We start from the raw sequence: 26,504 nt of genomic DNA, 5'->3' as shown, positions 1-26,504 counted from the left end.
CCAATTTATTTTTTAACCCAAGCGGAAGATGGAGCGAGCATTTACACAAGAAGAATGGGAAGCCTGCATAAAAGTGCTGCAGGTTTTATCACGGGACCCTGACCAGTCGCCGGACAACATGGTCTTAAAAGGACTGGTGACCAAACTGTACAAGCGTGCCAAGAAAGATAACAAGGCGGCGGTGGCAGAAGCCGCGCTGACGGCGGTAGCTCCGCCGCCGGTGAGAATGACCCTGCAGCGGTTGAAACAAATATCACAAAAGCAGGATGTATTGCGGCAGTACGACAAAAAAGAAGTGCTTTCCCAGACACAGCTTTTCCGAAAATATGAACTACCGGACACCGGTCAGCCGGCCGGTAAAAACGAAGACCTGACGCTGACCGGTCATCAACGCTGCTACACCTGCCAGGTCCCCTACTTGAGCGTGCATTTCTTTTATCATATGTTATGCCCATCCTGTGCGGCGCTCAATTACAGCAAGCGGCTGCAGTGTGCCGATCTTCGTGACCGCGTGGCGGTAGTCACCGGCGGCCGCATCAAAATAGGCTATCTCACCGCCCTGCGGCTGCTGCGCGATGGCGCCCGGGTGTGGGTGACCACCCGCTTTGCCAAAGACTGCGCGCTGCGCTTCAGCGAAGAAAAAGATTTTTCCGAATGGGGCCACCGGCTGAAAATTGTGACGCTGGACCTGCGCCACCCCGGGCAGGTCCGGCAGTTCATACAACAGCTGTATGCCGAAGAAACCCACCTGGACATCCTGATACACAATGCGGCGCAGACGGTCAAAAGGCCGGCAGCTTTTTACCAGCACCTTTTCGCGATGGAAGAAGCGCCGCTGGAAGCGCTACCCGCGGCAGTACGTTCCTGCCTCGCTCCCGCCCCACCCTTCCGTTACCCTGGTGATGTATGGGAGCAGCAGCTGTTGCCTGCCGAAATACACCAGTCCTTTCCCGCCGGACAGTACGACAAAGACCGGCAGCAGGTAGACCTCCGGGCTACCAACAGCTGGACGCTGCGGCTGGATGAAATACCACCGGGCGAAATGCTGGAAACGCAACTGGTGAACGTTACCGCACCTTTTATGCTCAACAGCCAGCTGAAAGCCCTGCTGAAAAAATCGCCCTTTCCCCGCCGGTTTATCATCAACGTGTCAGCGATGGAGGGACAATTCAACCGGGGCTCCAAAACGCCGTACCACCCACATACCAATATGGCCAAAGCCGCGCTGAATATGATGACCCGCACGTCCGCACAGGATTATGCGCTGGATGGCATCTATATGAACAGTGTGGACACCGGCTGGATCACGCAGGAAAATCCGCATCCTAAAAAAGAACGGCTATACGAAGAGGATGGTTTTGTACCACCGCTGGATGAAACCGACGGCATGGCGCGCATCTACGACCCGATCGTGTCCGGCCTTGCCAGTCCCGACATACCACTGTTCGGACATTTCCTGAAAGACTACCAGCCTTATGCCTGGTAAAACTTGTTTCGATCATCACCCGTAAAAGAAATAATTATGCAGAATAATACCGTTGTCTGTCCCGTTGACTATGTAAAAGAAACGTTTCCTTTTCACCGGAGCGACCTGGCCCCTGTGCTGGCCTACCTTGAAAACAACCAGCCGTTGCCCTTTACCAACCTGGTGTTTCCGGTAGGCACAGTTACTACAGACGGGCGACTGGACATGTGCAAGCAACAGCTGGGGGTGGAAGGCGTACAACTGGTGGCAGCCGCGCTGCGGGAGAACACACAGATCAAACATATCCTGATGGGCACCAATGCCTTTGGCAATGCCGGTGCGCGGGCGGTAGCAGACCTGGTATCTGTCAACCATACGATCGAAACGGTATATCTCGGATGTAACTACATAGAACAGGCGGGCGCACAGGCGCTCTGTGAGGCCCTTGGCGGAAACCAGTCCGTTAAAAGCATGTGGCTCAAAAGGAATCCCATCGGCAGCCAGAGTATGAAAAACATTGTGCAGCTGCTGCAACAAAATCCGCACCTGCGTACGCTGGACCTGGTGAATACCTGTGCCGGCGAAGGGTTTCTGACACTGCTGGAATACCTGAAAGAAAACAGGACAGTAGAGCGGCTGTACCTGAGCGGCAACTACCTGACCGCTGACATGATGATACCCGTCAGCGATATGCTGATCGCCAATAAACACCTGAAATCCCTTTTTCTGAGCGTGAATAATATCGGTGATAAAGGGGTGGCGCACCTGATACGCGGGCTGCAGCAGAACACCACGCTGGAACAACTCAGCCTGTCCAGCTGCGGCATTGAAGCTGAAGGTATGCAGCTGCTTCATGACCTGTTGTCCGCCAGGCCTTACCTGAAATGGATAGACCTTGGCTATGCCCCTTCCACCAAGGCACTGGGCGCCAAAGGCAATTTACCGCTGCATCTTTCCGCCATGAAAGATTTCCCGGCAGCAACCGGCGAATTTGTACATCCGGACAGTAAAGCGATAAAGAGTGTATATCGTTAGCGGAGAGCAAAAAATGTGACAGGACCGGAGAGAATCGAACTCCCACCTCCTGCTTGCAGAGCAGGCGCTCCTCCAATTGAGCCACGGTCCGTCACGGGCGCAAACATAATAACAGTTTTCAATATTTATAAAGATATGTTGTAAAACAGAAGAGGGTATCTTTCAGGACGCCCTCTTCTGTTTTACAACGACAGTACTATTTTGCCCAATAAAGGCCTGTCCCGTTTTGTATCTTCTATTCTTCGATGGGCATTTTTAACGTCTTCCAGCGGATAGATGCTGTCTATTACCGGCTTTACCTGTCCTGCTTCGATCAGCCCGGTAATATGATGAAGTTCATCCCTGCTTTGCCGGGTAAAAACGAAATGGTAGGTCGCATTCCGTTCCCAGGCATCGATCAGATTTTGCGGCTGTGCAATATCCACCAATGTTACCACTGTACCGTAGTTAGCCAGGGCGCGCGGACTATCCGAAAGTGTGGTGCCTCCTACTGTATCGATAATGACATCGACCCCTTTTCCCTTCGTATGTGCCTGTACCTCTTCGATGTAGTTTTTCCTGTGATGATCGATCACTACATCCGCTCCAAGGTGATACAGTTGTTCTTGTAAAATCCCCTGTCCTGTGGTGTACACGAATGCCCCCAATGATTTAGCCACCTGTATGGCTAATGTACCAACGCCGCCGGCCCCGCCGGGGATGAGGACCGTATCCCCTTTTTTCAGTTTGGCCCTTACCACCAGCATTTCCCATACTGTTCCCCCTACAAGCGGAATAGCAGCAGCTTCCGTGTAACTAAGGTCCTCAGGCATCCTGCTCAACGAAGATTCATCTGTAAGGTGGTACGCCGCATAACTGCCCGGCCCCCCAAAACGCGGGGAATAATAGACCTTATCGCCGGGCTGCCACTTTTTCACGCCTTCGCCCACGGCGATCACGTCGCCGGCAACATCGTGACCGGTGATAATCGGCAGATCGAACAGCGATGCATAATCCCCCCGCCTTACCTGGTAGTCGAGCGGGTTGACCGAGGCAGCCCTTACCTTCACCAGCACCTGGGCTTTATCTGTTATAACAGGAGTAGGCACCTCTTTTAACTGAAGGACTTCCGGTCCGCCATAGTTCTCTATGACAATTGCTTTCATAATTCGATATTTCGCGTATTTTCGAAATGTTTAGTTAAAAAAATCAGCGCATATTTTGGACTAACCCGCTCAGTTGCGCTATCGTCGCTTCATTGCGTTTATAGTATGTCCACTGGCCCACCCGGGTGGCTTCGATAAGTCCGCACTTTTGCAGTGAACTCAGGTGGTCTGACGTTGCAGACAGCGATAGACCGGCTTTTTCGGTAATGTCGCTGACACAAACTCCGAGATGGGCGTCATAGTCTTCCAGCTCCTCAGCCGGAAAGTGAAGCCGGGGCTGTTTGAGCCAATGGAGCATGTTGACCCTGGTTTCATTGCTGAGCGCTTTGAAAATCATTTTTAATTCCATGGCGCAAACATATCTAGATTTTCCGAAATAACGAAATTTAAATTTTTTATTTGGGTGATGCAGCGGTGGCGATGCGAATAAAAAAAGGGCGTCCTTTTGGACGCCCGCTACTGTCAATATCGTATACCCGTAAGGGTTACTTACTAAAAATGGTGGAGGAGCAGGGCTCGAACCTACATCTTCCGGCTTATGCTGGCCGGTGTTTTTCCATTTTAAACTATCCCCCTGAATAACGCAATAAAGCCGGCAGGAATCGAACTTACATCTCACGTTTTGGTGACGTGTATTTTTCCATTAAACTACAGCCTATTGCGGACGCAATATACTTAAAATCCGTATCTGCTTAGCTTTTCTGCTGGTGATATCCTCTATCCTGATAAGGCTGCAGTTCCTCCAGGCACAGTTTATACAGCGCCTGCACCTCTTTCTTATAATCCACCGCAGGGTCCCGGGTATCTTCCAGTTCCTCTACGATCTCATACATAAAATTCTCTTCTCCCAACCGGTTCCAGTCCTCCTGCAATGCGGCATTGGGATGCCTGTCTGACTGCAACTGCAGGCGAACGGAATTCCAGGCGCGGTCGAGGTCCATGCTGTGATGTATCCAAACGCGGTTGTCCTTTTTATTACGCAGGCGGAACACGCCCATGCGGAAAGTCATCTGCCGGTAAGCGTCTTTTAATTCCTTTTTTGATTTCATGTGTTCATCTCTTTTAGCTGGCTGTCGATGAAGGTATTGGCGGCTTTCAGGAACGCCGGGTAGCCTGCAGGCATCTGCCGGTTGATGTACAACAACAGCAGACCGGAAAGCCCGTAGAGCAGCGCTGCTCTTTTATTGGCTGCCGCTGCCGCACTTACTGTTTTATTTGCGATCAAATATTTCCATTCCTCCTCGCACAGCCTGTCCGGAAAACCGGTGATCATGGAAGCGGTCTCCGGTTGTTTGTTCAGCTCCGACAGTTTCTCCATAAAGAACAGTTCAAATATGCCGGGGTACTGCACGAAGTATTCGAGGTAAGCCAAAAGGATGGCGCGCAGTTTCTTCCCTCCTCTTGCCGCTTTGGCGCTGCGGGTAACCACATGCGCGCTGCATTCTTCCTGGAAGTCCTGCACGCAGAGGAATACAAGGTCTTTGGCATCCTTAAAATAGTTGTACAAGGTGGCAAAGGAATAACCTGCTTTCTCCGCGATGTTGCGGACGCTGACGCTTTTGAGTCCTTCGCTTTTCAGGATCTCTTTGGTTGCTTCAATGAAGTAACCTCTGATCCGTTGTTCCTGCAAAGCCTTGTTCTTCATAATAACCTATTCACGTTTTTTTTATTACCTGCAAATATAATGAACACTGTTCAAATTATAAAACAGTATTCTACAAAAGTACACGACAGCCTCAGGCAATCCTGCGACCCACATGCAGCAGCAGTGGTTTTTACCCGTGGAATATCGTTACATTTGTGACAGGCGATCGCACCCCAAACGGCCCGACACCTCAAAAAAAATCATTTTGGCAGGAACAAATAACTCTCCTGGCCTGTTAACTTGTTATACAGCCATGAACAACGAAAAAACAAAGGGCATTGTCACCCGGCTGCTATTGACAGCGGGCATCACGGTAAATGGAAGCAATCCGTGGGACATTCACGTATACAACGATGATTTTTATTCCCGGGCCTTATATGGCGGCTCTCTCGGACTGGGCGAATCGTACATGGAGGGCTATTGGGACAGTCTCCGGTTGGACGAATTCTTCTATAAACTACTGCGTTCCAACCTCGACAAAAGCGTCCGTAAAAGTATACGGCTGAAGATGGACATTCTGCTGGCGCGCCTGTTTAACTTCCAGCGGCCGGCACGCGCCACCCGCAATGGACAGCACCACTATGACGCGGGCAACGACCTTTTCCTGAACATGCTGGACAAACGCCTGGTGTACACCTGCGCTTTCTGGGATAACGCCATCACGCTGGACCAGGCCCAGGAAAACAAACTGGACCTCTCCTGCCGCAAGCTGCAGCTGAAGCCGGGCATGCATGTCCTCGACATTGGCTGCGGCTGGGGAAGCTTTGCGAAATATGCCGCCGAGAAATACGGGGTCACCGTTACCGGGGTCACTATCTCCAAAGAACAGCTGGCCCTGGGGCAGCAGCTCTGCGCCGGCCTGCCCGTTACCCTCCGGCTACAGGACTACCGCCTGCTGGATGAAAAATTCGACGCCATCGTTTCGCTGGGCATGTTTGAGCACGTAGGCCAGCATAACTACGGCGAATATATGAAAGTCGCCTCCCGCTGCCTGAAAGATAACGGCCTGTTCCTGCTGCATACCATCGGCGGCAATGAAACACACGCCTTCACCGACCAGTGGCTCAATAAATATATTTTCCCCGGCGCCGTCATTCCCACAATACGGCAGATAGGCCAGGCCATAGAAGGTATTTTCGTGATGGAACACTGGGAGAATTTCAGTGTTAATTACGACAAAACCCTCATGGCCTGGTACGACAATATCAGCGCCAACTGGGACAAGCTCAGGAACCGATATGATCAACCCTTCTTCCGTATGTGGAAGTACTACCTGTTGTCCTGCGCGGCATCGTTCCGTGCGCGGCATAGCCAGCTATGGCAGATCGTGCTGTCGAAAAGCGGGCTGCCCGGCGGCTATCACTTCACCACCGCCCTGGAGAACAACGGACTGACATATGCCAGCGCCATCAGGCCTTAACGCCTGAAGTCACCCGCAGGCTCCACTGGAAATAGAGCTTTCCATCGATCACATGCCGCCCTACCGCGCTGGCCACTTCCGACCGGATGATCTCCTGCACCGGCGGCGGGATATCTTTCAGTGCGTTGACCACATCCGCACTGACGCGCGTCACGTACTGCCAGTGATCGTCTACCGAATTAAACTGTACGATGCCCGTCAGTGCTTCCTCCTGCACCGATTGCAACTGGGCCGTTTCAAACCAGTCGGCCATTACCCCCGGCCGCATACAGTGAAACATGCCCGGCACATGCTGGTTGTACAGCTTACGGCGGGTCACCGCTGCAATGATGTCCAAAACCAGACTGATCCACAGGTTATGTTCCAGCAGCCCCCATGCAGAAGCTGCCAGGCGACCGCCGGGCTTCAATACCCGTTTGATCTCTCTCAATCCATCAGTGATATTCTTAAAAAACATGACACCGTTCCTGCATACTACAGCGTCGAAATAATGATCTTCAAAAGGCATGGCGACGGCATCACAACACACCGCCTCAAAATTGGTCAGGCCTTTCTCTTTTCCTTTTTCGTTAGCGATATCCAGCATCCGGGGAGATATATCCGTTCCTGTCACTTCCGCTTCCGGATATAACTGCGCAATAGACAATCCCGGTTCCCCGGTACCCGTGCCAACATCCAGTATCCGCACGGGATTTTTCAGGTGAAGGTGCTGCAACAATGCAGTGGTTACAGGTTTCAAAAAAAGGTTAATAACGTTTTCCCATTGTCTGCGATCATCTGACCGATGGTCCCAATAATCGCCGGGAAGCAAAGCATTTTCCATGGTGGGTGGAGTTAAAGGTTCACGAATAGTAACAAATCACTGCGCCGGTGAACGGTGCAATCAACGTTAAAAGTAGCGCGTGCTTATGCAGGCCAACGTCAGTAACAGACTGCTACATAGGTTCTTAGCACGTCCATTAGTTTTATTGCTCCGTTTGAATCATGTATGTCCTTTTAAAAACCACCACATATGAAAACTGCACGATTATTAACCAAAGTCCTGCTTTGTTGCTGCACGCTCTTCCTGTTGCACGCCTGCAAAAAAATTGAAAACCCTGCCGACAAGCAGCAGACCCTTTTCTTCATCGACTACCGGCATCTGGCCGGCGGCAACGATGGTATTGCGGTGATGGAGCTGGACCCGGAGTCCCCGGACTTCGGGAAGATCCTTCACAAAACTGAGCTGGGGAAAGGCGTACTACCACATCACCTGTATTTCAACAGGGATGAGAAAAAACTGTACACCACCGCGCTGGGCGGCAGCTTCCTCTATGAGCTGAAGATGGAATGGAACCATGAAGGATACCCGGTGATCTACCAGGTAAATCCCATCAACACCGGCGGGAATACGGTAGGAGAAGATATATTTTTTACCCGCAACGGCCAGTACTGGGTCACCTTCATGGGTGGCCAGGGAGGGCTCCGCGATGGCAGCGTAGGCGTTTTCAATGCGCAAAACAACCAGCTGATCAAAACCATTTCGTCGTCTATCGATACCAATCCCGATAAATTCATCATGTATCCGCACGGCATCTCCATGTTTGAAGACAAGGGCCTCGCCATGGTGACATCCACCATTCATCCCGATTTGACCAGCGGCGTCGGCAACACCTGCACGCTGATAGATATGCAAACTTTTAACATCATCAAGACCTACCGTGTGGCAGATAGCGCCAACGACCTGTCCAGCCCCGTAGAAGTACTGCTGCTTCGTAACGAATATCCACCCTACGCGCTCGCCAACACCATGATCGGCGGCGATATCTGGATGGCGTCCTTCAACGCTGAAGCCCGCCAGTACAGCGAATTCAAACGGGTATTAAAAGGCGCATCGAAAGGACTGGGCTGGGCATTGGAATTTTATATTGCGGATGATAAACGTATGTACGTCACCTTCGGCCAGCCGGGGAAGATATTGGTCTTCGATCTTAACTACCTCCCTGAGCTGCGGCAGGTGCGGACACTGCCGGCCGACAAGGGCGCGCATCATATGGCCTTTTTCAAAACCAAATCCGGCCGTTCTGTGGTAGCGGTGCAAAACAACCTGCTGAACCTGCCTAACCTCAATGCCGGCACCATCGATGTGGTAGACATCAACACCGGTGAAAAACTGGGCACGGTGGATATGCGCAACAAATACCAGCTACTGCCGGAATCCATTGAGGGCACTTTAGGCAAGGCACATTATATGCACCACTGATGATGTACCGGTTACTGGTCCTGTTGCTGACCGTCACCCTGCAGCAGTTAAGCGCACAGCCACCGCCGCCCGTGCTCCAGCCCGACAGTTTGCGGTCCCGCATAGCGCACAGCCACCTGTTGTTACAGGCGTATACCCTGAAAGCACAGGCTTACCGGTTGAATGCCGGCGCGGCCCTCGCCTGGACGCCGCCGGTGATAGGCGCCGGTACGTTCATGATCCCATGGTCGGCCCGTTATGTTTATAATGATATTGCCCTGGGCAGCCGCATCATACAGGCGGAACAGGAGATCCCGCATCCGGGACGGCTCCGGGCACGCTATCAGTATCTTGCTTTTCAGGCAGACAGGGTACTGACCGCGCAGCTTATCCTGTTGCACCAGCTTCATTTCACTGCCCGGCAGCAGTATATCCGCCGGGTGATGGCCTTGCAAAAGGCAGCAATATTGCGGCGGCAAGAGCAGGTCTTATTTTTTCTTCGGCAGGTGGCGCTGGTCCGCCTTCCTTACCGGCAGGCACAAGTGGCCGACGTAAGCATGGCGGACGCACGGCTGACCGGGGTACGTACCCGTATCCCTATGGAAGAAGCGCTGGCTGCCGGCTGCAAGGCACGCCTCAGCAGTTTGTTGTCCCTTCCGGGGAATTTTACCACAGACAGCCTGTACGCGCCGGTGTTTATCCCTGGCCATACAGATACAGCGTCACTGGCAAAAACGAACCGGGACACCTATCAACTGGAAGAGGCCATACGAGCGCAATATCTTAACAGAAAAGCGCTACGGCAGGAGCAAAAGCCGGACTTCAAAGTAGGTTTTTATCAATTCTTCCCCCTGTCTCCGTTGGTACCAAACAGTTTTAACATCATGGCCGGCATCCGGATACCGCTGGCGCCGTGGGCGGCGGGGTATCACCGGCGAAAAGCGCGGGCTATCGAGGCAACGATAGCGGCGCTCGCGCAACAGCGAACGGAACTGCTGCAACAGACACATGCCCGGCTGGTAGCGCTGGAACAGGACATCCGTGTCTTACAGCAACGGATATACGGTACGAGTGAAAAGATAATACCGCTCCTGCAACAGGCGCTGGAGGCAGATATGGCACGTTACCGGGAAAACAGGCTGGGCCTGCCCGCAGTATTGCACTCCCTTGAAGCTGTGACCATCATGGAGGGGCAGCTGCTGGACTACCGGCAACAGCTATATGAAATGATCGCCGTATATGACCGGCAGTTATACCGTTGATAGTTTTTGTGCCGCTATCAGTAGAAAAATAGGGCGGCGGGTTTCGTCTTTCATCTCCGGGTATTTCTCCAGTACGGCCGGCGATGGGGCGGGTTCTTCCACGCGGCTGATGCAAAAACCCGCTTCCAGCAGTCCGTTCATCAAGGTTGCCACCGTGCGGTGATATTTCACCACATCGTTATCCAGAAAGCGGGCTACACGGCGGCCTTCGTCCTGGTAGCGGTCTACCGGCCAGTGCTGCCTGCTGCCAGTTGCATCGTAATGCCAGTCCTGTGCAGCGATAGCTGTAAATACCGGATGTTCCGTTGAAAACACAAAATGGCCGCCTGGCGACAGGCAGTCGTATACTTTCCGGCAGATAAGCTCGTAGTGTTCCACATAGTGCACTGCCAGGGAGCTGAGCACCACATCAAAAGAACCGGGCGGGAAATTAATGTCTTCCATGGCTTCACGCAGGTAGGTAATGCCCGGGCCGTTGTTGCGCAGGCGCGCCTGTTCCAGCATTTTTTCGGAGAGGTCCATTCCTACCACACTGGCGGCTTGTTGTTCCATTACATAGCGGCAGTGCCATCCGAAGCCGCAGCCAAGGTCGAGCACCCGTTTGTTTTGCAGTGGTGGCAGCAGGCGACGGAATATTTCCCATTCACCCGCGGCGGTCAGTCCTTCTAAGGAGCGTGCCATCCGGCTGTAGTTTTCAAAGAAGCCGGGGTCATCGTACTTATTTTCTTTCATCGTGCTTTTACAGGTTGTCCCAGGGAACTGCTTCATAGGCCTGTTCCAGTATGTCTGCCAGCGTACCCTGGCTACGATCAAATATCTGTTGGTCTATCTGTGTGATCATCCCCCGGTGGTTAACGGAGTTGGTATAAAACGCGTTTTTATATTCGTATAACTGTGCCAGTGATATGTTGCGGTGCACTACGGCCACCCCGTTGCCCCACAGGCTGTCTGAGAGCAGCTGGACCATAATGCCCGGTAACGCCGGCGTGGCGGGTAGTACGATACTTTGGCCATCGTAAAAACCGACGTTCCAGATACTGCCTTCCGAGATATGCTGCTGTTCATCCACATACAGTACATCGTCGAACCCGGCCGCCATCGCCTGGCGGCGGTAGGCCAGGATACCCGTTACGATGCCGCCGTGTTTGATTTCCGGTAGCAGGCGTTTGAACCGGGCGGACTTCACCTTAAGTGGTTGTGTTGACGGTTGCACTGCCGGGGTTTTGGTGATCAGCACCTGCAGGTCATTCTCCCGGATGATCGTTTGTCCGAAGGCGGTAGTAAAAATATTCACCCGGAGCGAGCAATTTTCCCGGTCGTGTGTAATGTGGTGCAAACAATCCAGGATATGTTGATCCGGCAGGTGGCAGCCAAACAGCTGATCGCTGCTGCGGGACAGTCTTTCCAGGTGAAGGCGCAGTCCTTTTACCTTTCGCGATCTTACCTGCATCGCCGTAAAATGACCGTACTGCAATGCCATCAATCCGGGCATATCCGCGGTGGAAAGTGGTTTTTTGTCCAGCTCCTGTACAAAGGTATTGTCCATCCTTAAAGCTACTTAAAGTTTGGCAAATGCCCTGAAAGGGCCGGTGTTTGTGTTTTTAAAAAGATTTTGATACTTTAGCGCCCAAACCAGCCAAACCAACTTTTGTGAGTGGGGAATACTATAACTGATGAGGGGCAGTCAATATAATGAAAGGGAGATCGTTGCCCGGATAGCCAAAGGTGATGAATCCGCATTTGCTGTCTTTTTCCGTCACCATTACCAGAAAATTTACGAAGTAGGACTGATGCTGACGCAGACGGAATCCGTTGCGGAAGAGCTGGTGCAGGATGTTTTCCTGAAGGTATGGAAACAGCAGGCACAGCTGCCGGACATTATGGATATTCCTTCGTGGTTGTTTATTATTGCCCGCAACGACGCTTACAAAGCGCTTCGGCGCAGCACCCGGTTGAAAGTCATACTCGACACGCTTGAGCTGCCGTTGCCTGTTTCCAACGAAACCGATGAACAGATCATTTATCGTAACTACCATGAACTGGTGAACAAAGCCGTGAGCCAGTTGCCGCTCCGGCAGCAGACGGCATGGCGCCTGAGCCGCGAAGAAGGTTTAAAGCGGGAGGAGATCGCCGCCCGGATGCAGATCCGTCCGGATACCGTGAAGGAACATCTCTCGCTGGCCGTCAAAAACATCCGCAGTTTTCTCGAAGCCCACGATGCGTTTCTGATCGGCGCAGAGCTGATTTTCATCTCCACCCTGCATATGCTCAATTAAAAAATATTTTTTTTCTTACCCCCCACCCTTCTGTTTTCCGGGATCTTTATGATTAACGGAGCCGTACCACCTACTATTTACGACCGTTTACAGCTTATATGGACCAAAATCGACTGGAATATTTATTTAGCAGGTACGCTGCCGGCCAGGCTACGCCCGGAGAGCTCCGGGAGTTTGACGCGCTGATGCAGCAGCCTGAACATGAAGCAGCCATAAAAACAGCCATTGACCAGTTGTTCCGCGCCACCAGCGGGACGGCCACTATGCCGGAAAAGGCCATACAGGCCACGTTACAACATATTACCGGGAAACCGGCCTCTTCGTCCGTCGTTCGTTACCTGCGCCGCAGCTGGTGGGCCGCCGCTGCCGGGCTATTGTTATTAGGCAGCGGTGCCTGGCTGCTTACGCGTCCCCGCCAGGAGGCGGTAGCGCCGCTGGCAGACAAGGCCCCCGGCGGTAATAAAGCCGTGCTGACGCTGGCCGATGGCAGCACTATGGCACTGGACAGCAGCGGCCAGCAGGTAATTGGTCAGCAGCAGACCACTATCCGCCAATCCGGCGGGCAGCTGCAATACAGCGTACAGGCACGCAGCGCCGTTACGACCTACAACATACTGACCACGCCCCGCGGCGGACAGTTCCGGGTCATACTGCCCGACGGTACCGCCGTGTGGCTTAACACCGCTTCCGCGCTTCGTTATCCTACCGCGTTCAACGGCGCCGACAGGACCGTAGAGCTGCAGGGAGAGGCCTATTTCGAAGTAGCGGCCAACGCCACGCAGCCTTTCAGGGTAAAGACAGCGACGCAGGAAATACAGGTACTGGGCACCAGCTTCAACATCAACGCCTATACGGATGAAGCTTATACCGTCACCACACTGGTCAACGGCCGGGTGAAAGTGAACGCGCCCGGGAAAGATGCCGGCGTAGTACTGGAACCGGGGCAACAGGCCATAGCAGCCCACAGTGGCAGCCAGGCAATGACCGTAGCGCACACCTTTGCCCCCGATGTTATCGCCTGGAAGAACGGGTTGTTCCTGTTCGACAATGCCGACCTGGAGACCGTGATGCGTTGCCTGGAACGCTGGTATGACATCGAAGTAAAATATGAAGCGAAGCCCGACATACACTACACCGGGCAGATCGCCAGAAGTCAGCCGTTGTCCAAAGTAGTACATATGCTGGAACAAACCGGCCAGGCCCGTTTCAGGCTTGTCAGGGCCGGACAGGGACAACAGGCAAAAGATAGGATCATCATCCTGGAATAAAAAATGGCAGGGAGGGCCATACCATGATATTAAATTAATACAAAACGCGACTTTAAGACAACCACCATTAAAAAACCGGAAACGTTGGCGCGTTCCCGGTGCATGCCAGATCTACATTGCCTGACGCCGGCTCGTATTCCATGGCCAGGCAGGATCATGATTTATTACAAACCATCATCGTAAATCCAAACGACACGAAGATATGAGAGAAAATTTATTCTCCCAAGGGGGCTTATTGCCCCGTTGTATACCGATACCAACAACCAAAATTCCGTCAGATCCCACCATCAGACAGTCTGGCCGGAACCGATTAAAAAAAGTGTTATTAATGATGAAACTTACAGGAATGCTAATGCTTGCATTTTGCCTGCAGGTTAGCGCCAGGGTGTATTCCCAGAAAGTGACATTAACAGGGCGTAACGCCTCTGTGCAACAGCTCTTCAGCACCATCCGCCAACAGACCGGTTACCTGTTTCTGTACAGCAACGAAACACTGAAAAACACACACGCCGTTTCCGCTCAGCTGACAGAGGTACCACTGAAAGAAGCACTGGACTATATTACCAGTAACCAGCCTATTACCTACAGCATAGAAGAAAACAACACCATCCTTATCAAACCCAAGCCGGTAGCGGATATCCCCGCACCCGTCCTTCAACGGATCAACGGTACGGTGCGGGATGCCAAGGGGATGCCGCTCATCGGGGTGACTGTAAAAATCAAGGGCACCAACGGCGGTACCATCAGCAACGAGCAGGGCGCCTGGTATATACAGGCAGCCGATGAAGCGACGATACTGGTGTTTTCCTTCATTGGTTACAAGAACCACGAAGAGCCTATCAAAGGCAGAACAGTGATCAATGTGGTACTCAGCCAGGAAGACAAGAGCATGAGCGAAGTAGTGGTCACCGGCTACCAGAAAGTAGAACGGCGTTCCCTCACCTCTTCCATCACTTCTCTCAAAACCGAGAACCTCAAAACCATCAACCAGCCCAATATCGACAAGCTGCTACAGGGCCAGGTGCCCGGCATGGTGGTGATGAGCACCTCCGGCGCTCCCGGCGCGGTACCGCAAATACGCATCCGCGGTACGTCTACCCTGAGCGGAAACACACAGCCGCTGTGGGTGGTAGACGGTATCATTCTCGATGATCCTATCAACGCCTCTGTAGACGACATCCTCACCAACCGAAACCTGATCGCTTCCGGCATCGGTGGCATCAACGTGGAAGACATTGAGTCCATCAACGTACTGAAAGACGCGGCTGCCACCGCTATCTACGGTACCAAAGCCGCCAACGGGGTGATTGTGCTGACCTCCAAAAAAGGAACGGCCGGGAAGACCAGGATCAACTTCAGCAGCTTTGCCACGGTGGGTATGCGGCCGAAGATTGAAGATGCGTATATGATGAATTCAAAAGAAAGAATTGGTGTAAACCTGGAGATGATGCGCCGCGGTGTTTTGACAGCAGGCTCCTCTCGCGCCGGTGAATACGGTACGTCCACCGATTTTGAACGCGCATTGATAGATGTACACGATCATAAAATAACCTGGGCTGACTTCGAGAAAAAGGCAAACCAGCTGGAATCAGTCAACACCGACTGGTTTGATTATCTTTTCCGGAATTCATTTACGCATCGTCAGAACCTGAATATTTCCGGTGGTAATGAAAAAACGACGTTCTATCTCTCCGGCAGCTATATGGACGAACAGGCCACGGCGCTCCAGGCAGGCATGAAGACGTATACTGGCTCCCTAAAAGTATATACCAAGCTTCACCCTACGCTCCGTGTAGGTGGTATGCTGGACCTCAACCGTCGCGACAATAGCAGTTTTTTTGCCACAGACTCCCGCGAAAACCCTTTTGAATGGTCTATTTACACGACACGTGCACAGAACGCCTACGATGAAAACGGACAATTCAATCATCTTTACTACACCGGCATCAAATACAATTTTCTGGAAAACCGCAACTATGGCTGGCGTAATTCCCAGAACTTTGGTATCCGGGGGACGTTGGACTTAGAGTGGAAGCCCATCAATTCTCTTATATTCAGCAGTCTTTTCTCCTTTGCGAACCAAAATACCACCGATGAAGATGTAGCTACAGAAAACAGCTACTTTGTAAAAAGCAGACAGCGTGACTATTATATTGTTATAGACTACCAAGGGGTACAACTGTGGAAAGAAGGTGGCTACCGTAAAGGCAGAAACAACAACAATAAATCCCTTACACTGCGCAACCAGGTTTCGTTCATGCCTGTATTGAACGCCCATCACCGCTTTGATGTGATGGCTGGTCAGGAAATACGTACTTCCAGATACGAGGACGAAGTGACAGAGATATATGGTTATGTGCATGAACGTGGTCGCCAGCAGATGCCGCAGTTTGAACTGATGAAGCAGATCGGTCGCCCTTACTGGTCAGAAAGCCTCAATCAGACAGCGGCAGTTTCCTATTTTGGTACGACCGGGTACACCTATAAAAACCGCTATACAGTTAGTTTTAATGCACGCACCGACGGATCCAACCGCTTTGGCCTCCGTACCAATCAGTTGTTTCAGCCGTTGTGGGCGGTAGGCGCCAACTACCAGATGAAAGAAGAAAACTTCTTCGCCAGCAAAGACTGGCTGAGTTACCTTACTCTTCGCGCTTCCTATGGCAGCCAGGGCAATGTGGCTTCTCAAGCCTATTCCGACCTGGTAGCTACTATTGGCAAGCCCGATCTGGCTAATACAGACAACTATCTGATCATTAATGCGCCGAAGAATCCCAATCTGAAATGGGAAAAAAACTATACTACCAACCTCGCGCTGGAAATAGGATTGTGGAAGCGCCGTGTGATGGCCACCGTAGAATGGTATCACAAAAAAGGTGTAGACCTGCTGGGCAGCAAAAGGGTGTCACAGGTGTCTGGCTTCAACACGCTGCAGGTAAACTGGGCCTCTATGAAAAACACCGGCCTCGAAGTATCTATCAGTACCATTAACATCGACCGCAAAGATTTCCGTTGGTCCACCAACATCAATGCGGGATATAACAGGAATGAAGTGCTGGATGTATATTCCCTTCCTACTGTTGATGGAATGACTAACGCACAGCGTTACGATTATGCCGCATCTGCTGTTGTGGGCAAGCCCATCAACGGTTTATGGTCTTACCGCTTTGCAGGACTAAACAAAGACGGCCGCGCTACTTTTTATACGGCCAAGCCAGGTGAAACAGTATCCAGCGGCATGCGTAACATCAATGGCCTTGAATATTCAGGTTCTACTATGCCACTGGTCCAGGGAGGTTTTACGAACACAATTTCCTATAAAAAATTCACCTTATCAGCGCTGTTCATAGGAAGCTTCGGCAACGTCATCCGGCTCCGTAACCTTACCAGCAGCGATCTTTTCTATTATCCCGAACCGACTCAAAACTTATCAGCCGAATGGGTGAACCGCTGGCAGCAACCTGGCGATGAGCTGACGACCAATATTCCCAGACTGGAGTCGGAAACCAACATCCCGGGACTAACAGATGTATCGCCATACAACGGGACCATGTATAATAACAGTGACCTGCGTACTGTAAAAGGCGATTTTGTACGCCTGCAAAACCTTTCGCTGAGCTATGACCTTTATAACGCACGGCTGCGTAAGAGCGGCATCCAGAACATGCGTTTCATGCTGCAAGGCAACAATCTCCGTGTATGGAAGAACAGCGCGCTGAAGGGACAGGACCCGGAGGCGACCGGCTCGGTGATGAAATACGACAATACCAGGTCTGCCAATGTGTCCTTCGGTAACACCTATCTGCCGCTGCCACGTTCTTATTCTTTCTCTTTTTCCTTACAGTTTTAAAAACAGCTGCTATCATGAAATTAAGATATCTGACGCCCCTGTTATTGTTTTCACTGATTTTCACCAGTTGTAATAAAATGCTGGACATCAAACCGGTAAACCGAATGATGCCGGTAACTATCTCGGATTATGAATCTGTTCTGCTGGGCGGCTACCCGCGCGTAGACTATTTTATGAAGACAGAGCTGATGACAGACAATGTTTACGCCAATTTGAACATTATCGCGTCTGCCCAGAAAGACCTGGATCTCTGGTTTACCTGGTCGCCTTCGAAGCTGGCAGATGGCGTTGAAACGGATCCTTATTGGGGTCAGCTTTATACTTCTATCTACTATGCCAACACCGTTTTAGACAACTTCAATGAACGGCAGCCAGCGAGCAACGAAAAAGAGTTATTTGAAACCGTAAAGGGAGAAGCATACGCTTTGCGCGCCTGGAGCTACTTCTACCTGGTGAATTATTACGCCGAGCCTTACGGTCCTGCAACGCTGAAGGCGCATGGCGTGCCCATGCCGCTGACCGCTAAAGATGTTCATCAGAATACCCAAAACAATGTGCGGGAGCCGTTGGAGAAAGTATACATGCAGATTGTGTCCGACCTGGACCAGGCCTCCGCGTTACTGGCCGGTAAAAAGTCCCGTAACAAATTCCGGTTCGATGCGAGTGCCGTGCAGGCGTTGCGTGCCCGCGTGAACCTCTTCATGGGTGATTACGAAAATGCCATTTCCGCAGCCTCAGATGTCATCGTCAACAAACCACTGTCTGACATGAACAATATGCAGACACGCATCGATGATAAAGAAGACAGATATGCCTTCACAGGTAACGTAGGCGTAATCGATGGCGGAGACTATAAAAATGAGATCTTATTTTTCACCGGTGGGGTGGCCAATACAAACATTTACTATCATGCAAACTACATGTTCAGGCCATCACAAGAGCTGTTTGCGTTATGCAACCGTTCTACCGGCGGTAAAGATTATCGCCGCTACATCTTCGCCACATTCGCGGACATGAACACCAATGAAGGTAAACAAAACGGTCCTACATTGTACAATATGTACGCTAAGCAGGAAAATCCCTGTTACTATATCGGACTGAAGGTAAGCGAGGCTTATGTAATACGGGCGGAAGCCTACGCAAGGCTGAAGCAGAAGGATAAAGCTATCGCCGATCTCAACGCGCTGTTGGTACGTCGTATACGCAAAGGTGAATTTGTAGCGCTGAAAGCTACCGATTTCACAGACGAAACGTTATTAAGCCGCATTTTAGAAGAGCGCCGTGTGGAAACCGCCTTCGAAGGGGGCTTACGCTGGATGGACCTGAGAAGGCTGGGCAAACCGGCACTCTCCCATGTCTATAAAAACGGACAGATTTATAATTTAAAACAAAACGACAACAGATATCTGTTGCAGATACCACCTTCAGAACTGAACAATAGCCCTTCCATTCCTTTAAATCCGTGATCATCACCTGAAAATGAAACAAAACATGAAACCAATATATGTTTCCCTGCTTACCCTGGCAGCTTGCTGTATGGGCTGCTCGAAAGAAGACAAACCGGAGATTACGCCGGACCTGGGCATCGAAAAACAGTTCACACCGCCTGCCGATGCTCCCGCTGAAGTAAAGGACCTTTATAATCGTTACGGCGTCTGGGTGCGGATGGATTTCAACCACTGGAAAGAAGTGACCAATGGCGTGCTGGCCACCGATCCTATTAACCGTTGGGGGGTGGCGAAGATCGATAACGATCAACGGGCCGGTGCCACCATTTACGCACAGACCTTGCTTTCCAATGTATCTGAAAAATTCGCCAAAAATTTCTTTCCACTGGAGCTTTTCTTTGTAAAGAGCTATGGCGGTAGCTTCTGGATGGATGATTTCAAGGTACTGGGGCGGAGCCGTCTGGTAATATGCTGGCCCAATCAAATATATGGTGCATTACCGGTTACAGATCCCGCCAATCATTACTATAAAGATTCTGTTCTCGTCCGTATGACCTGGAGCAATCTCGGCGGCATGGTTGCCGCTCGCTTTGATGCTCCGCTTACAGAATTTGTACTGGCAGGAAAGGCCTATGACGGCGGTGAAGCACGGGATAAAGTATTTAAACAGTTTGAGAAGGACAAGGATGAAGATGCGAGGGATAAAGCGTTTGACCAAATAGCTCTTAACGGCGGATTCATCACATCCGTTGGCAGCATCAACTTCGAGAGTGATTTTGGAGAATGGTTCAGGTTACTTGCCACAGAATCCTATGCCAATATCAAAGCCAAATATCTCGATAACAGTCCGGCACGGGCACGCAAGTACGAAGTGATTATCCGTTTCTTCAATAGCTATGACTGGGATATCCAGGCATCGGGTAACAAATACCGGCAGAAGCTGGGCAACTAACACTTCCATACATCAACATCAGATAAACCAACGATTACATGAGAAAAATCGCATTAACCACTGCCTGTCTGCTACCTGTCCTGGCATTTGCACAGGAAGGACCGTACACCATCAGCGGCAGCATCGGCAAAGACAACACATTCGAAAAAGCGTACCTGTACAGCAGCAACAGCAAAGGCCGCGTCATTGATTCCGTTGCCATCAACAATGGCAGTTTTACGTTCACAGGTAAGACCGATATACCTGCCAGAGCATTCCTCTTTACCGGTAATACCCTCTCCTCCTCCTTTACTGCCAACCGCCTCGTGTTTTACCTGGAGCAGGGCAATATCAAAGTGGAGAGCGCTGACTCCATCGCCAACGCTACCGTAAAAGGCGGCGCTGCCAATACCGTGCATCAGCAATACAAAACCGCTTCCAGCGACGTGACCAAACGTTCCGATGCACTCAGTAAGAAATACTATGGCACACCGCCGGCAGAACGCCAGCAGGAGGCGTTTAAGCAACAGTACCAGGCCGATAATAAAGCGATTGCAGCAGCACAACAGAAAGTGGTGACCACCTTTATCAAAGCGCATCCAAATACCACGGTGAGCCTCGACGCCCTGACCGAGTGGGCAGGCTACGATCCGGACCCGGAGGTGGCAGAGCCGGTGTTTAAGCTGTTGTCGTCTACCGTGCGCAAAAGCAAATCCGGTCAACAGTTTGCTAACCTTTTGGAAAGTCAGCGCAGGACCGCCATTGGCGTAGTAGCGCCGGAGTTCACCCAAAACGACACGCTGGGTAATCCCGTATCCCTGAAAGATTTCCGCGGTAAATATGTACTGGTGGATTTCTGGGCCAGCTGGTGCGGCCCCTGCCGTCAGGAGAACCCTAACGTGGTGGCTGCCTTCAACAAATTCAAGGATAAAAATTTCACCATCCTGGGCGTATCCCTGGATAATGAAAACGGTAAGTCCTTCTGGATGCAGGCTATCCATGACGACCAGTTGCAGTGGACGCAGGTGTCTGATCTGAAAGGCTGGAAAAATGAGGCCGCCAAAATGTATGGTGTGCAGGGCATCCCGGCCAACTTCCTGATTGGCCCCGATGGAAAGATCGTCGCCAAAAACCTCCGTGCGGACGCGCTGGAGAAAAAGCTGGCCGCTTTGTTACAGTAATATTTCAGCAGCCGTCTCCGTTTTTCCGGAGGCGGCTGTTTTTAGCTAATATCAGTCAGTTGCGTAATTTTCCCCTCCGGAGAAAACGTAAATACAGACTGGCCTGCTAATGCCAGGGTATCCCCCTTTTTAAGGCCATTGGGCAGGTCGATAGCCAATACCGCGTGATAGTCGATAGCTATCGTCGTCTGATCGCCTGTATGGCTGAACGCCCCGATGGTCTGCTTTCTTTGCGTAAATACAGGCAACACCTGTTCCGCCTGCGCCCGCAGTTCAGCCTTTCCTTTAATACTGAGGGTAACCGCCCCGCCCGAAACGTTTTCAAAAACGATCTCCTCCGCCATATCCTGCAGCATTCCTTTTACATCTTTGTTGTTATAAGCCTCCACATAGGCTTTGATGATATTTTCCCGTTGTTCCATATTCGTGTAGGCCATCTGGTTAATTTCTGCCAAAGGTAAATTTCGTAAATTTAAGGTACATCAAATCCGTTGTGTATGTCTGGTCCCGGTTTCGATTTTGAACATGTCAGCAACCAGGTTCCCTTGCTGGAGAACTACAACAGCTTCACCACCCACCCCGTACTGCAAAACATCCTGCAAGCCTATGGCGGCGGCTGGGCCGCACCACTGGCCACTGAAATGGGGCAGCTGATGGGCAGTCACGAATTCCAGGAAGCCGGTACCCTCGCTAATACACATCTGCCGGCACTGCATACCCATGACCGTTTCGGCAACCGCCTCGATACCGTGACCTACCATCCGGCATACCATCAGATGATGACGGCAGCCATCCGGCACCAGGTGCATTCCATCGCCTGGACCACCGCCGAAAAAGGCGGTTACCTCGCTCACAGCGTACTCTCCTACCTGAAACAACAGATAGACGAAGGCAGTAGTTGCCCGCTAACCATGACTTTCGCCGTGGTCCCCTCGCTGCAGATAGCCCCCGACATCGCCCGGGAATGGCTGCCACGCGTGCTCTCCACCATCTACGACGAACGGCACCTCCCCTGCACCGAAAAACATGGCGCCACCTTCGGCATGGCCATGACAGAGCCACAAGGCGGCAGCGACGTACGCGCCAATATTACCATGGCGCAACCAACCGGCAACGGCACCTATCGCATTATCGGCCGCAAGTGGTTTTGCAGCGCCCCCATGAGCGACGCCTTCCTCATACTGGCACAGGCGCCCGGTGGGCTCAGTTGTTTCCTCCTGCCCCGCTTTACGCCCGACGGCGCCAAAAACCAGCTGCGGTTCCAACGGCTGAAAGATAAGCTCGGCAACCGCTCCAATGCCTCCGGAGAGGTAGAGTTCCACGGCGCCTGGGGCCGTATCATCGGGGAGGAAGGTCGCGGCATCGCCAATATTATGGAGATGGTACGCCACACCCGGCTGGACTGCGCCGTCGGTTCCGCCGCCACGCTGCAACGCGCCCTCGCCGAAGCGATCCATCATTGTAAACACCGGCATACTTTCGGGAAATCGCTGCTCCATCACCCGCTGATGCAGAACGTGCTCACCGATCTGGCCCTTGAATCGGCAGCCGCCACCACCTTCGCCATGCGGCTTGCCAAAGGGTTCGACGACGCCAAGACGGACGAGGCAGCCTTGCATTTCACCCGCATCGCTACGGCCGTAGGGAAATTCTGGAACACCAAACGTGCCGTGCTCGCCATGGGAGAAATCGTAGAATGCCTCGGCGGCAATGGCTATGTGGAAACGTCCATCCTGCCGCGGCTTTACCGCGATGTGCCAGTCAATGCCATCTGGGAAGGCTCCGGTAATATCCAGGCACTGGACGTGCTGCGCGCCATGCAGAAAGAACCAGCGAGTGTAGCAGCGCTGATGCAGTATTTTCAACAAGGCGCGGGATTGCACCCGTTGCTGAAAAAGCATTTAGATAGTTTGCAGCAGTTGCTCGCATGCCCATCAGATTATGAACGCTCCGCAAGGATCATCGTAGAGAAAATGGCGCTGGCGATACAGGCGATAGAACTGATACAGACAGCTTCCGCGGACACGGCGGAGATGTTTTGTCAGGCGCGGCTGCGTGCGGACAAGAGTTTGACATGGGGAGCGCTGGAGGAGATGAAGGGATGGGAGGAGGTGGTCAGCAGTAATTACAATGGCGATTAATTGGCTTCGCTAAAACATCCACTAAATCACCTTGGTAACTTAAACAAATATACGAAATAACGCTTCAACTAATGCAACTCAGTACAGTATTAAATATCATTGGATCGCTAAAAAAAATCGTTATAAAAAAAGAAAAGAAACATACGACCCACGTACCTTAGAGATGAACCTATGTTCAATTTTCTTAACCCAAATCAATTACATCTCCTATGATGACAAACAGTAAGAAAATCCTGTTGTTGATCGCGAGTACTACGTTACTTTTTATTTCCTGTAAAAAAAACACAGATGAGCAGGAACATTCGGAACAGTATTATAAATCACAACTTGAAAAACTGATCCACCTAAAGGTGATACCATCTTCCTCAAACACAAAGAGCACGCAGGGATTTAAAACTTACAAGGAAGCCTATGAGGCGTTTGCTTTTGTAAGGACTGGAGAAGTTTTTTCAGTTAAAGCGGTTGTTACGGAAGTAAAAGAACCTAAAGACAAAAACGCCCACCAAGCCAGAAGTTTTGAAGACGGCCAGCCCAAAAAATATAGCGTCTCTCCCAACCTACAAGTCAATTTAGGCAACACCACAACCCTAGGCTGTACGTTCACTGTCGATTTTAACTGCCAATGGACTGCCGGCTCCAGCATAGATGAATGGATACCCAGCGTTGTCGTCACCAAGAGATCAGATCCGGTATATTCATACTCCGGTTTGGGCAATATTACTGGTTATAGTTCTACCTGGACAAATCTTTCCTTCAACGGCCAGATACAAGGTATAACTCCAATAGCCGGCTCTACTACCTCGTGGTTTATAACTACTAAAGGTGGTGTTAACATCGTCGCCTCCCCGCAACCAGGCGGACTGCCCGAGGTTAATGCTACCTTTGAGGCCACAGCCCATTAACTTTATACCAGGTGATGTATCAGTACTAATACATCATCTGGTATTCTTTAGAAACTACCGCGTCTTATAACACCCATACGCCGCCTCCAGGTCAGAATGATCACACTCCAGCGCCTTCCGGTCCCACTTCCCGCTATTCGCCGCCGCCTCATAAGTAGACTGTAAAAACGCCATCAGCGTACCTTCCGGGTCATCCGACTGCTGCGCTGCCGCATAAGGCAACAGAAACTCACCCATCTCCTGGCTGTAGAAAGCTGCCGCCGGCTGCACCGGTTGCGTGGCAAATTCCGGCGCCGCAGGATAAGCGTAAGCATAAAAATAAGCTTCGGGAAACTGATCATTACCCGGCCAGAAGCCGCAGGAACTTACTTCTTTGGAATAGGCTTCCTGCATCACTACAGTAGGCATGTTGGGCATCTGTCCCTGGTGCTCTGGCGCATCCCGGCCGGAGAAGCGGGTCACCGCCAGGTCAAAAGCACCCCAGAAAAAGTGCACGGGACTGCTTTTACCGGTGAATCCGGCACGGAAACGGGTGAATACATTGTGTATGCGTACCAGCGCCTGCCAGAAATTCTCCATCTGGTGCTGGTCGTACGACTGATGCAGCTGGTCTTTGGTGAATGGGATCGCGTCCGCCATCTCGCTGGGAACAGGATAAATCGTCACATCGATCTGCAATGCCTTGAGCTTGTCAAACAGGGAGGCGTAAAAATCTGCTACGGTACGTGGCCGCAGCCCCAGCGCTTCTTTCTCCCCGCTGCTGGTGGTGATGATCAGCTGGTGATGGATAAAATCAAAATCGATCTGGAAGATACCGTGGCGGTAAGGCATACTGCCCGTGCTGAGCCCATAGGGATTGACATATAACGTGACATGCCACGAATGGTTGAGCCAGGGCATCTGGCGCAGGCGTATCTTACCTACAATCTGCGTCCACAGGTGCACGGTGGCGAGGGTATCCTTCCAATCGCTATAGCGGATGACCGGCCACTGGCCGGATGATAATGTAGTCTGCTGCATGGGTATCCTGCTGTTTTACCAGGATAACAACAGAACCCCTTCCGGGGTTCTATAAATATTTGCCGATGGTCCTGTTTTTCCTGACGATGGCTGTCAAACCCCAGCTGAGAAGCCAGCTGACCACGAAAGTAAGCAGGAATTTGGGCCATGCCGTCAAGCGCACGTCCAGCAGCAAGTACTGGCTCCACAACACAAAAATATAATGTACGAGGTAGATGCCGTAAGCATTGGCGGAAAGCGACTGCCATCCCACGCCGGTGCGGTTCATCAGGCTTTTGAAAGTGGTAAGGAAAGCGATGCCGCTCAGCGTACAGGACAATATCCAGACCGACCGGTAGATCAGATTGGCCTGCAATATGCTTAATTTCTGCCGGGCCATCATAGCTGTCAGCGGTGCTTCGCTGCCTTTCAGGGCTGCATATACGCCCGCCGCGGCCATCAACCAGCACCACCAGTAGCGCACCCATGGGGAACCGTCAGCGAAAACACTCCGCGCTAATCCCCCCGCTCCTATCAGTATCCCGAGTGAGAAATAACCGAAATACAACAACACCCGGCTCACCTGAAAATCAAAAGGCCCGATGCCGGTCCATCTCCCCGCGTCTGTTAGTAATACCAGCGGTACATACAATACCCACGAATAAAGAAACCAGAACAACACAAGCTTCACCGGCTGCTGTTGCAAGCCGGTCAACCATTGATTCCAGCGTGCGATGCGGTGCTGCATTACGGGAAATAATACCGCCACCACAACATTAAACACAAATAATACCCAGATAAACCACGGTGGCCCTACCGGCCACGCCTCTACGGTGAAAAAATCCACGACATAAGCAGGAATATTGTGCTGCCCATGCGCGATATACCAGGCGGGATAGTACGCCAACAACATCAGCACGGTAACCCCTGCCAGGAAAGGAATGAACAACCGGTAGAAACGGTCCCGTATAAATTTGCCCACCCCTTTATGCTGCAGGCTGCGGAATACAAAAATGCCACTGATCAAAAACATCAGCGACATAAAAAATACATCATTAAAATCTTCAAAAATATCCAGTCCCCTGCTACGAGCGGCATCCACGACAGGGTGCGTGGAACGGATATAAGCCGTTTTATCAAACCAGGCGAAAGTGGTATAGGCAAGCGATGAATGATGTGCCACCACCAATACGGTAATGAATGAACGTAGATTATCTACCCAGCTTGTTCTGTTGTCCATACTACAAGATATGTCTTTTCCTGGAAGTGCCGGAAATGAATGGGACCACCGGTAATGATTGTGCATTCACCCCCT

Annotated in this window: 23 protein-coding genes and 3 tRNA genes; 13 read left to right on the top strand and 13 right to left on the bottom strand. The window is 51.5% G+C overall.

Features of this window, described 5'->3' with window-relative positions; translation table 11 throughout:
• Window positions 1-28 precede the first annotated feature (28 nt).
• Together B5D63_RS31755 and B5D63_RS31750 are read left to right on the top strand one after the other, a co-directional pair.
• Window positions 29-1,486 carry an SDR family NAD(P)-dependent oxidoreductase gene (locus B5D63_RS31755; protein WP_078672922.1) on the top strand — a complete coding sequence of 486 codons (1,458 nt, stop codon included), beginning with the start codon at window positions 29-31 and terminating at the stop codon, window positions 1,484-1,486.
• Between the two features lie 36 nt (window positions 1,487-1,522).
• Window positions 1,523-2,500 (top strand): leucine-rich repeat domain-containing protein, encoded by a 978-nt coding sequence (locus tag B5D63_RS31750; protein WP_078672921.1) that lies wholly within the window; start codon window positions 1,523-1,525, stop codon window positions 2,498-2,500.
• 19 nt (window positions 2,501-2,519) lie between these two features.
• On the opposite strand, the gene B5D63_RS31745 is transcribed toward B5D63_RS31750, so the two are convergent.
• The 7 genes from B5D63_RS31745 to B5D63_RS31715 form a co-directional block, all read right to left on the bottom strand.
• Window positions 2,520-2,591 (bottom strand) — tRNA-Ala (locus B5D63_RS31745).
• A 91-nt stretch (window positions 2,592-2,682) separates the two neighbouring features.
• The gene (locus B5D63_RS31740) at window positions 2,683-3,645 is read right to left on the bottom strand and encodes a zinc-binding dehydrogenase (RefSeq protein WP_078672920.1); all 963 of its coding nucleotides are present in this window, start codon (window positions 3,643-3,645) and stop codon (window positions 2,683-2,685) included.
• 43 nt (window positions 3,646-3,688) lie between these two features.
• Window positions 3,689-3,994 (bottom strand): ArsR/SmtB family transcription factor, encoded by a 306-nt coding sequence (locus B5D63_RS31735; protein WP_078672919.1) that lies wholly within the window; start codon window positions 3,992-3,994, stop codon window positions 3,689-3,691.
• A gap of 150 nt (window positions 3,995-4,144) precedes the next feature.
• Window positions 4,145-4,220: transfer RNA gene (locus B5D63_RS31730), tRNA-Cys, on the bottom strand.
• A 12-nt stretch (window positions 4,221-4,232) separates the two neighbouring features.
• Window positions 4,233-4,302 (bottom strand) — tRNA-Trp (locus tag B5D63_RS31725).
• 35 nt (window positions 4,303-4,337) lie between these two features.
• Window positions 4,338-4,694 carry a GIY-YIG nuclease family protein gene (locus B5D63_RS31720; protein ID WP_078672918.1) on the bottom strand — a complete coding sequence of 119 codons (357 nt, stop codon included), beginning with the start codon at window positions 4,692-4,694 and terminating at the stop codon, window positions 4,338-4,340.
• Entirely contained in the window at window positions 4,691-5,290 is a 600-nt protein-coding gene (locus B5D63_RS31715; RefSeq protein WP_078672917.1) for a TetR/AcrR family transcriptional regulator, read from the bottom strand. The genes B5D63_RS31720 and B5D63_RS31715 overlap by 4 nt, the downstream gene beginning before the upstream one ends.
• A 253-nt stretch (window positions 5,291-5,543) precedes the next feature.
• Between B5D63_RS31715 and cfa the strand changes: the two genes are divergently transcribed.
• Complete coding sequence (gene cfa, locus B5D63_RS31710; RefSeq protein WP_078672916.1) at window positions 5,544-6,710, top strand: cyclopropane fatty acyl phospholipid synthase; 1,167 nt, start codon at window positions 5,544-5,546, stop codon at window positions 6,708-6,710.
• On the opposite strand, the gene B5D63_RS31705 is transcribed toward cfa, so the two are convergent.
• Window positions 6,700-7,533, bottom strand: coding sequence for a class I SAM-dependent methyltransferase (locus B5D63_RS31705; RefSeq protein ID WP_078672915.1), 834 nt, complete (start codon window positions 7,531-7,533; stop codon window positions 6,700-6,702). The two genes, cfa and B5D63_RS31705, sit on opposite strands and share 11 nt — an antisense overlap.
• A 189-nt stretch (window positions 7,534-7,722) precedes the next feature.
• Here B5D63_RS31705 and B5D63_RS31700 point away from each other — a divergent pair, with 189 nt between their 5' ends.
• Complete coding sequence (locus tag B5D63_RS31700) at window positions 7,723-8,952, top strand: YncE family protein (RefSeq protein ID WP_078672914.1); 1,230 nt, start codon at window positions 7,723-7,725, stop codon at window positions 8,950-8,952.
• A complete protein-coding gene (locus B5D63_RS31695; RefSeq protein WP_143313245.1) occupies window positions 8,952-10,193 on the top strand; it encodes a TolC family protein in 1,242 nt (413 codons plus the stop codon). Before B5D63_RS31700 ends, B5D63_RS31695 begins: the two co-directional genes overlap by 1 nt.
• Here B5D63_RS31695 and B5D63_RS31690 read toward each other — a convergent pair.
• Window positions 10,182-10,925: a class I SAM-dependent methyltransferase gene (locus B5D63_RS31690; RefSeq protein WP_078672912.1), complete on the bottom strand. Its 744-nt coding sequence runs from the start codon at window positions 10,923-10,925 to the stop codon at window positions 10,182-10,184. The two genes, B5D63_RS31695 and B5D63_RS31690, sit on opposite strands and share 12 nt — an antisense overlap.
• Window positions 10,926-10,932: 7 nt before the next feature.
• The gene (locus B5D63_RS31685) at window positions 10,933-11,739 is read right to left on the bottom strand and encodes an aminotransferase class IV (RefSeq protein WP_078672911.1); all 807 of its coding nucleotides are present in this window, start codon (window positions 11,737-11,739) and stop codon (window positions 10,933-10,935) included.
• A 127-nt stretch (window positions 11,740-11,866) separates the two neighbouring features.
• Between B5D63_RS31685 and B5D63_RS31680 the strand changes: the two genes are divergently transcribed.
• The 6 genes from B5D63_RS31680 (at window position 11,867) to B5D63_RS31655 (ending at window position 21,147) form a co-directional block, all read left to right on the top strand.
• Window positions 11,867-12,469, top strand: coding sequence for an RNA polymerase sigma factor (locus tag B5D63_RS31680; RefSeq protein ID WP_078672910.1), 603 nt, complete (start codon window positions 11,867-11,869; stop codon window positions 12,467-12,469).
• A gap of 98 nt (window positions 12,470-12,567) precedes the next feature.
• Window positions 12,568-13,737: a FecR family protein gene (locus B5D63_RS31675; protein ID WP_078672909.1), complete on the top strand. Its 1,170-nt coding sequence runs from the start codon at window positions 12,568-12,570 to the stop codon at window positions 13,735-13,737.
• A gap of 328 nt (window positions 13,738-14,065) precedes the next feature.
• Window positions 14,066-17,587 carry a SusC/RagA family TonB-linked outer membrane protein gene (locus tag B5D63_RS31670; protein WP_159456247.1) on the top strand — a complete coding sequence of 1,174 codons (3,522 nt, stop codon included), beginning with the start codon at window positions 14,066-14,068 and terminating at the stop codon, window positions 17,585-17,587.
• Window positions 17,588-17,601: 14 nt separating this feature from the next.
• Window positions 17,602-19,053: a RagB/SusD family nutrient uptake outer membrane protein gene (locus B5D63_RS31665; RefSeq protein WP_078672907.1), complete on the top strand. Its 1,452-nt coding sequence runs from the start codon at window positions 17,602-17,604 to the stop codon at window positions 19,051-19,053.
• Window positions 19,054-19,078: 25 nt separating this feature from the next.
• A complete protein-coding gene (locus tag B5D63_RS31660; RefSeq protein ID WP_143313243.1) occupies window positions 19,079-19,987 on the top strand; it encodes a hypothetical protein in 909 nt (302 codons plus the stop codon).
• A gap of 38 nt (window positions 19,988-20,025) precedes the next feature.
• Window positions 20,026-21,147, top strand: coding sequence for a TlpA disulfide reductase family protein (locus B5D63_RS31655; protein ID WP_078672905.1), 1,122 nt, complete (start codon window positions 20,026-20,028; stop codon window positions 21,145-21,147).
• 41 nt (window positions 21,148-21,188) lie between these two features.
• Here the strand turns inward: B5D63_RS31655 and B5D63_RS31650 are convergent, their stop codons facing one another.
• Window positions 21,189-21,602: a nuclear transport factor 2 family protein gene (locus B5D63_RS31650; protein ID WP_078672904.1), complete on the bottom strand. Its 414-nt coding sequence runs from the start codon at window positions 21,600-21,602 to the stop codon at window positions 21,189-21,191.
• Between the two features lie 42 nt (window positions 21,603-21,644).
• Here B5D63_RS31650 and B5D63_RS31645 point away from each other — a divergent pair, with 42 nt between their 5' ends.
• Complete coding sequence (locus B5D63_RS31645; protein WP_078672903.1) at window positions 21,645-23,288, top strand: acyl-CoA dehydrogenase family protein; 1,644 nt, start codon at window positions 21,645-21,647, stop codon at window positions 23,286-23,288.
• Window positions 23,289-23,497: 209 nt separating this feature from the next.
• Complete coding sequence (locus tag B5D63_RS31640; RefSeq protein WP_078672902.1) at window positions 23,498-24,190, top strand: hypothetical protein; 693 nt, start codon at window positions 23,498-23,500, stop codon at window positions 24,188-24,190.
• A gap of 54 nt (window positions 24,191-24,244) precedes the next feature.
• Here the strand turns inward: B5D63_RS31640 and B5D63_RS31635 are convergent, their stop codons facing one another.
• Window positions 24,245-25,210 (bottom strand): DUF5996 family protein, encoded by a 966-nt coding sequence (locus tag B5D63_RS31635; protein WP_078672901.1) that lies wholly within the window; start codon window positions 25,208-25,210, stop codon window positions 24,245-24,247.
• Between the two features lie 49 nt (window positions 25,211-25,259).
• Window positions 25,260-26,429, bottom strand: coding sequence for an acyltransferase family protein (locus B5D63_RS31630; protein ID WP_078672900.1), 1,170 nt, complete (start codon window positions 26,427-26,429; stop codon window positions 25,260-25,262).
• Window positions 26,430-26,504 lie beyond the last annotated feature (75 nt).

This window comes from Chitinophaga eiseniae (genome assembly GCF_900167135.1).
GTDB lineage: Bacteria > Bacteroidota > Bacteroidia > Chitinophagales > Chitinophagaceae > Chitinophaga > Chitinophaga eiseniae.
The sequence above is the reverse complement of the archived record's forward strand: the minus strand, read 5'-3'. Positions and strand labels throughout refer to the sequence as shown.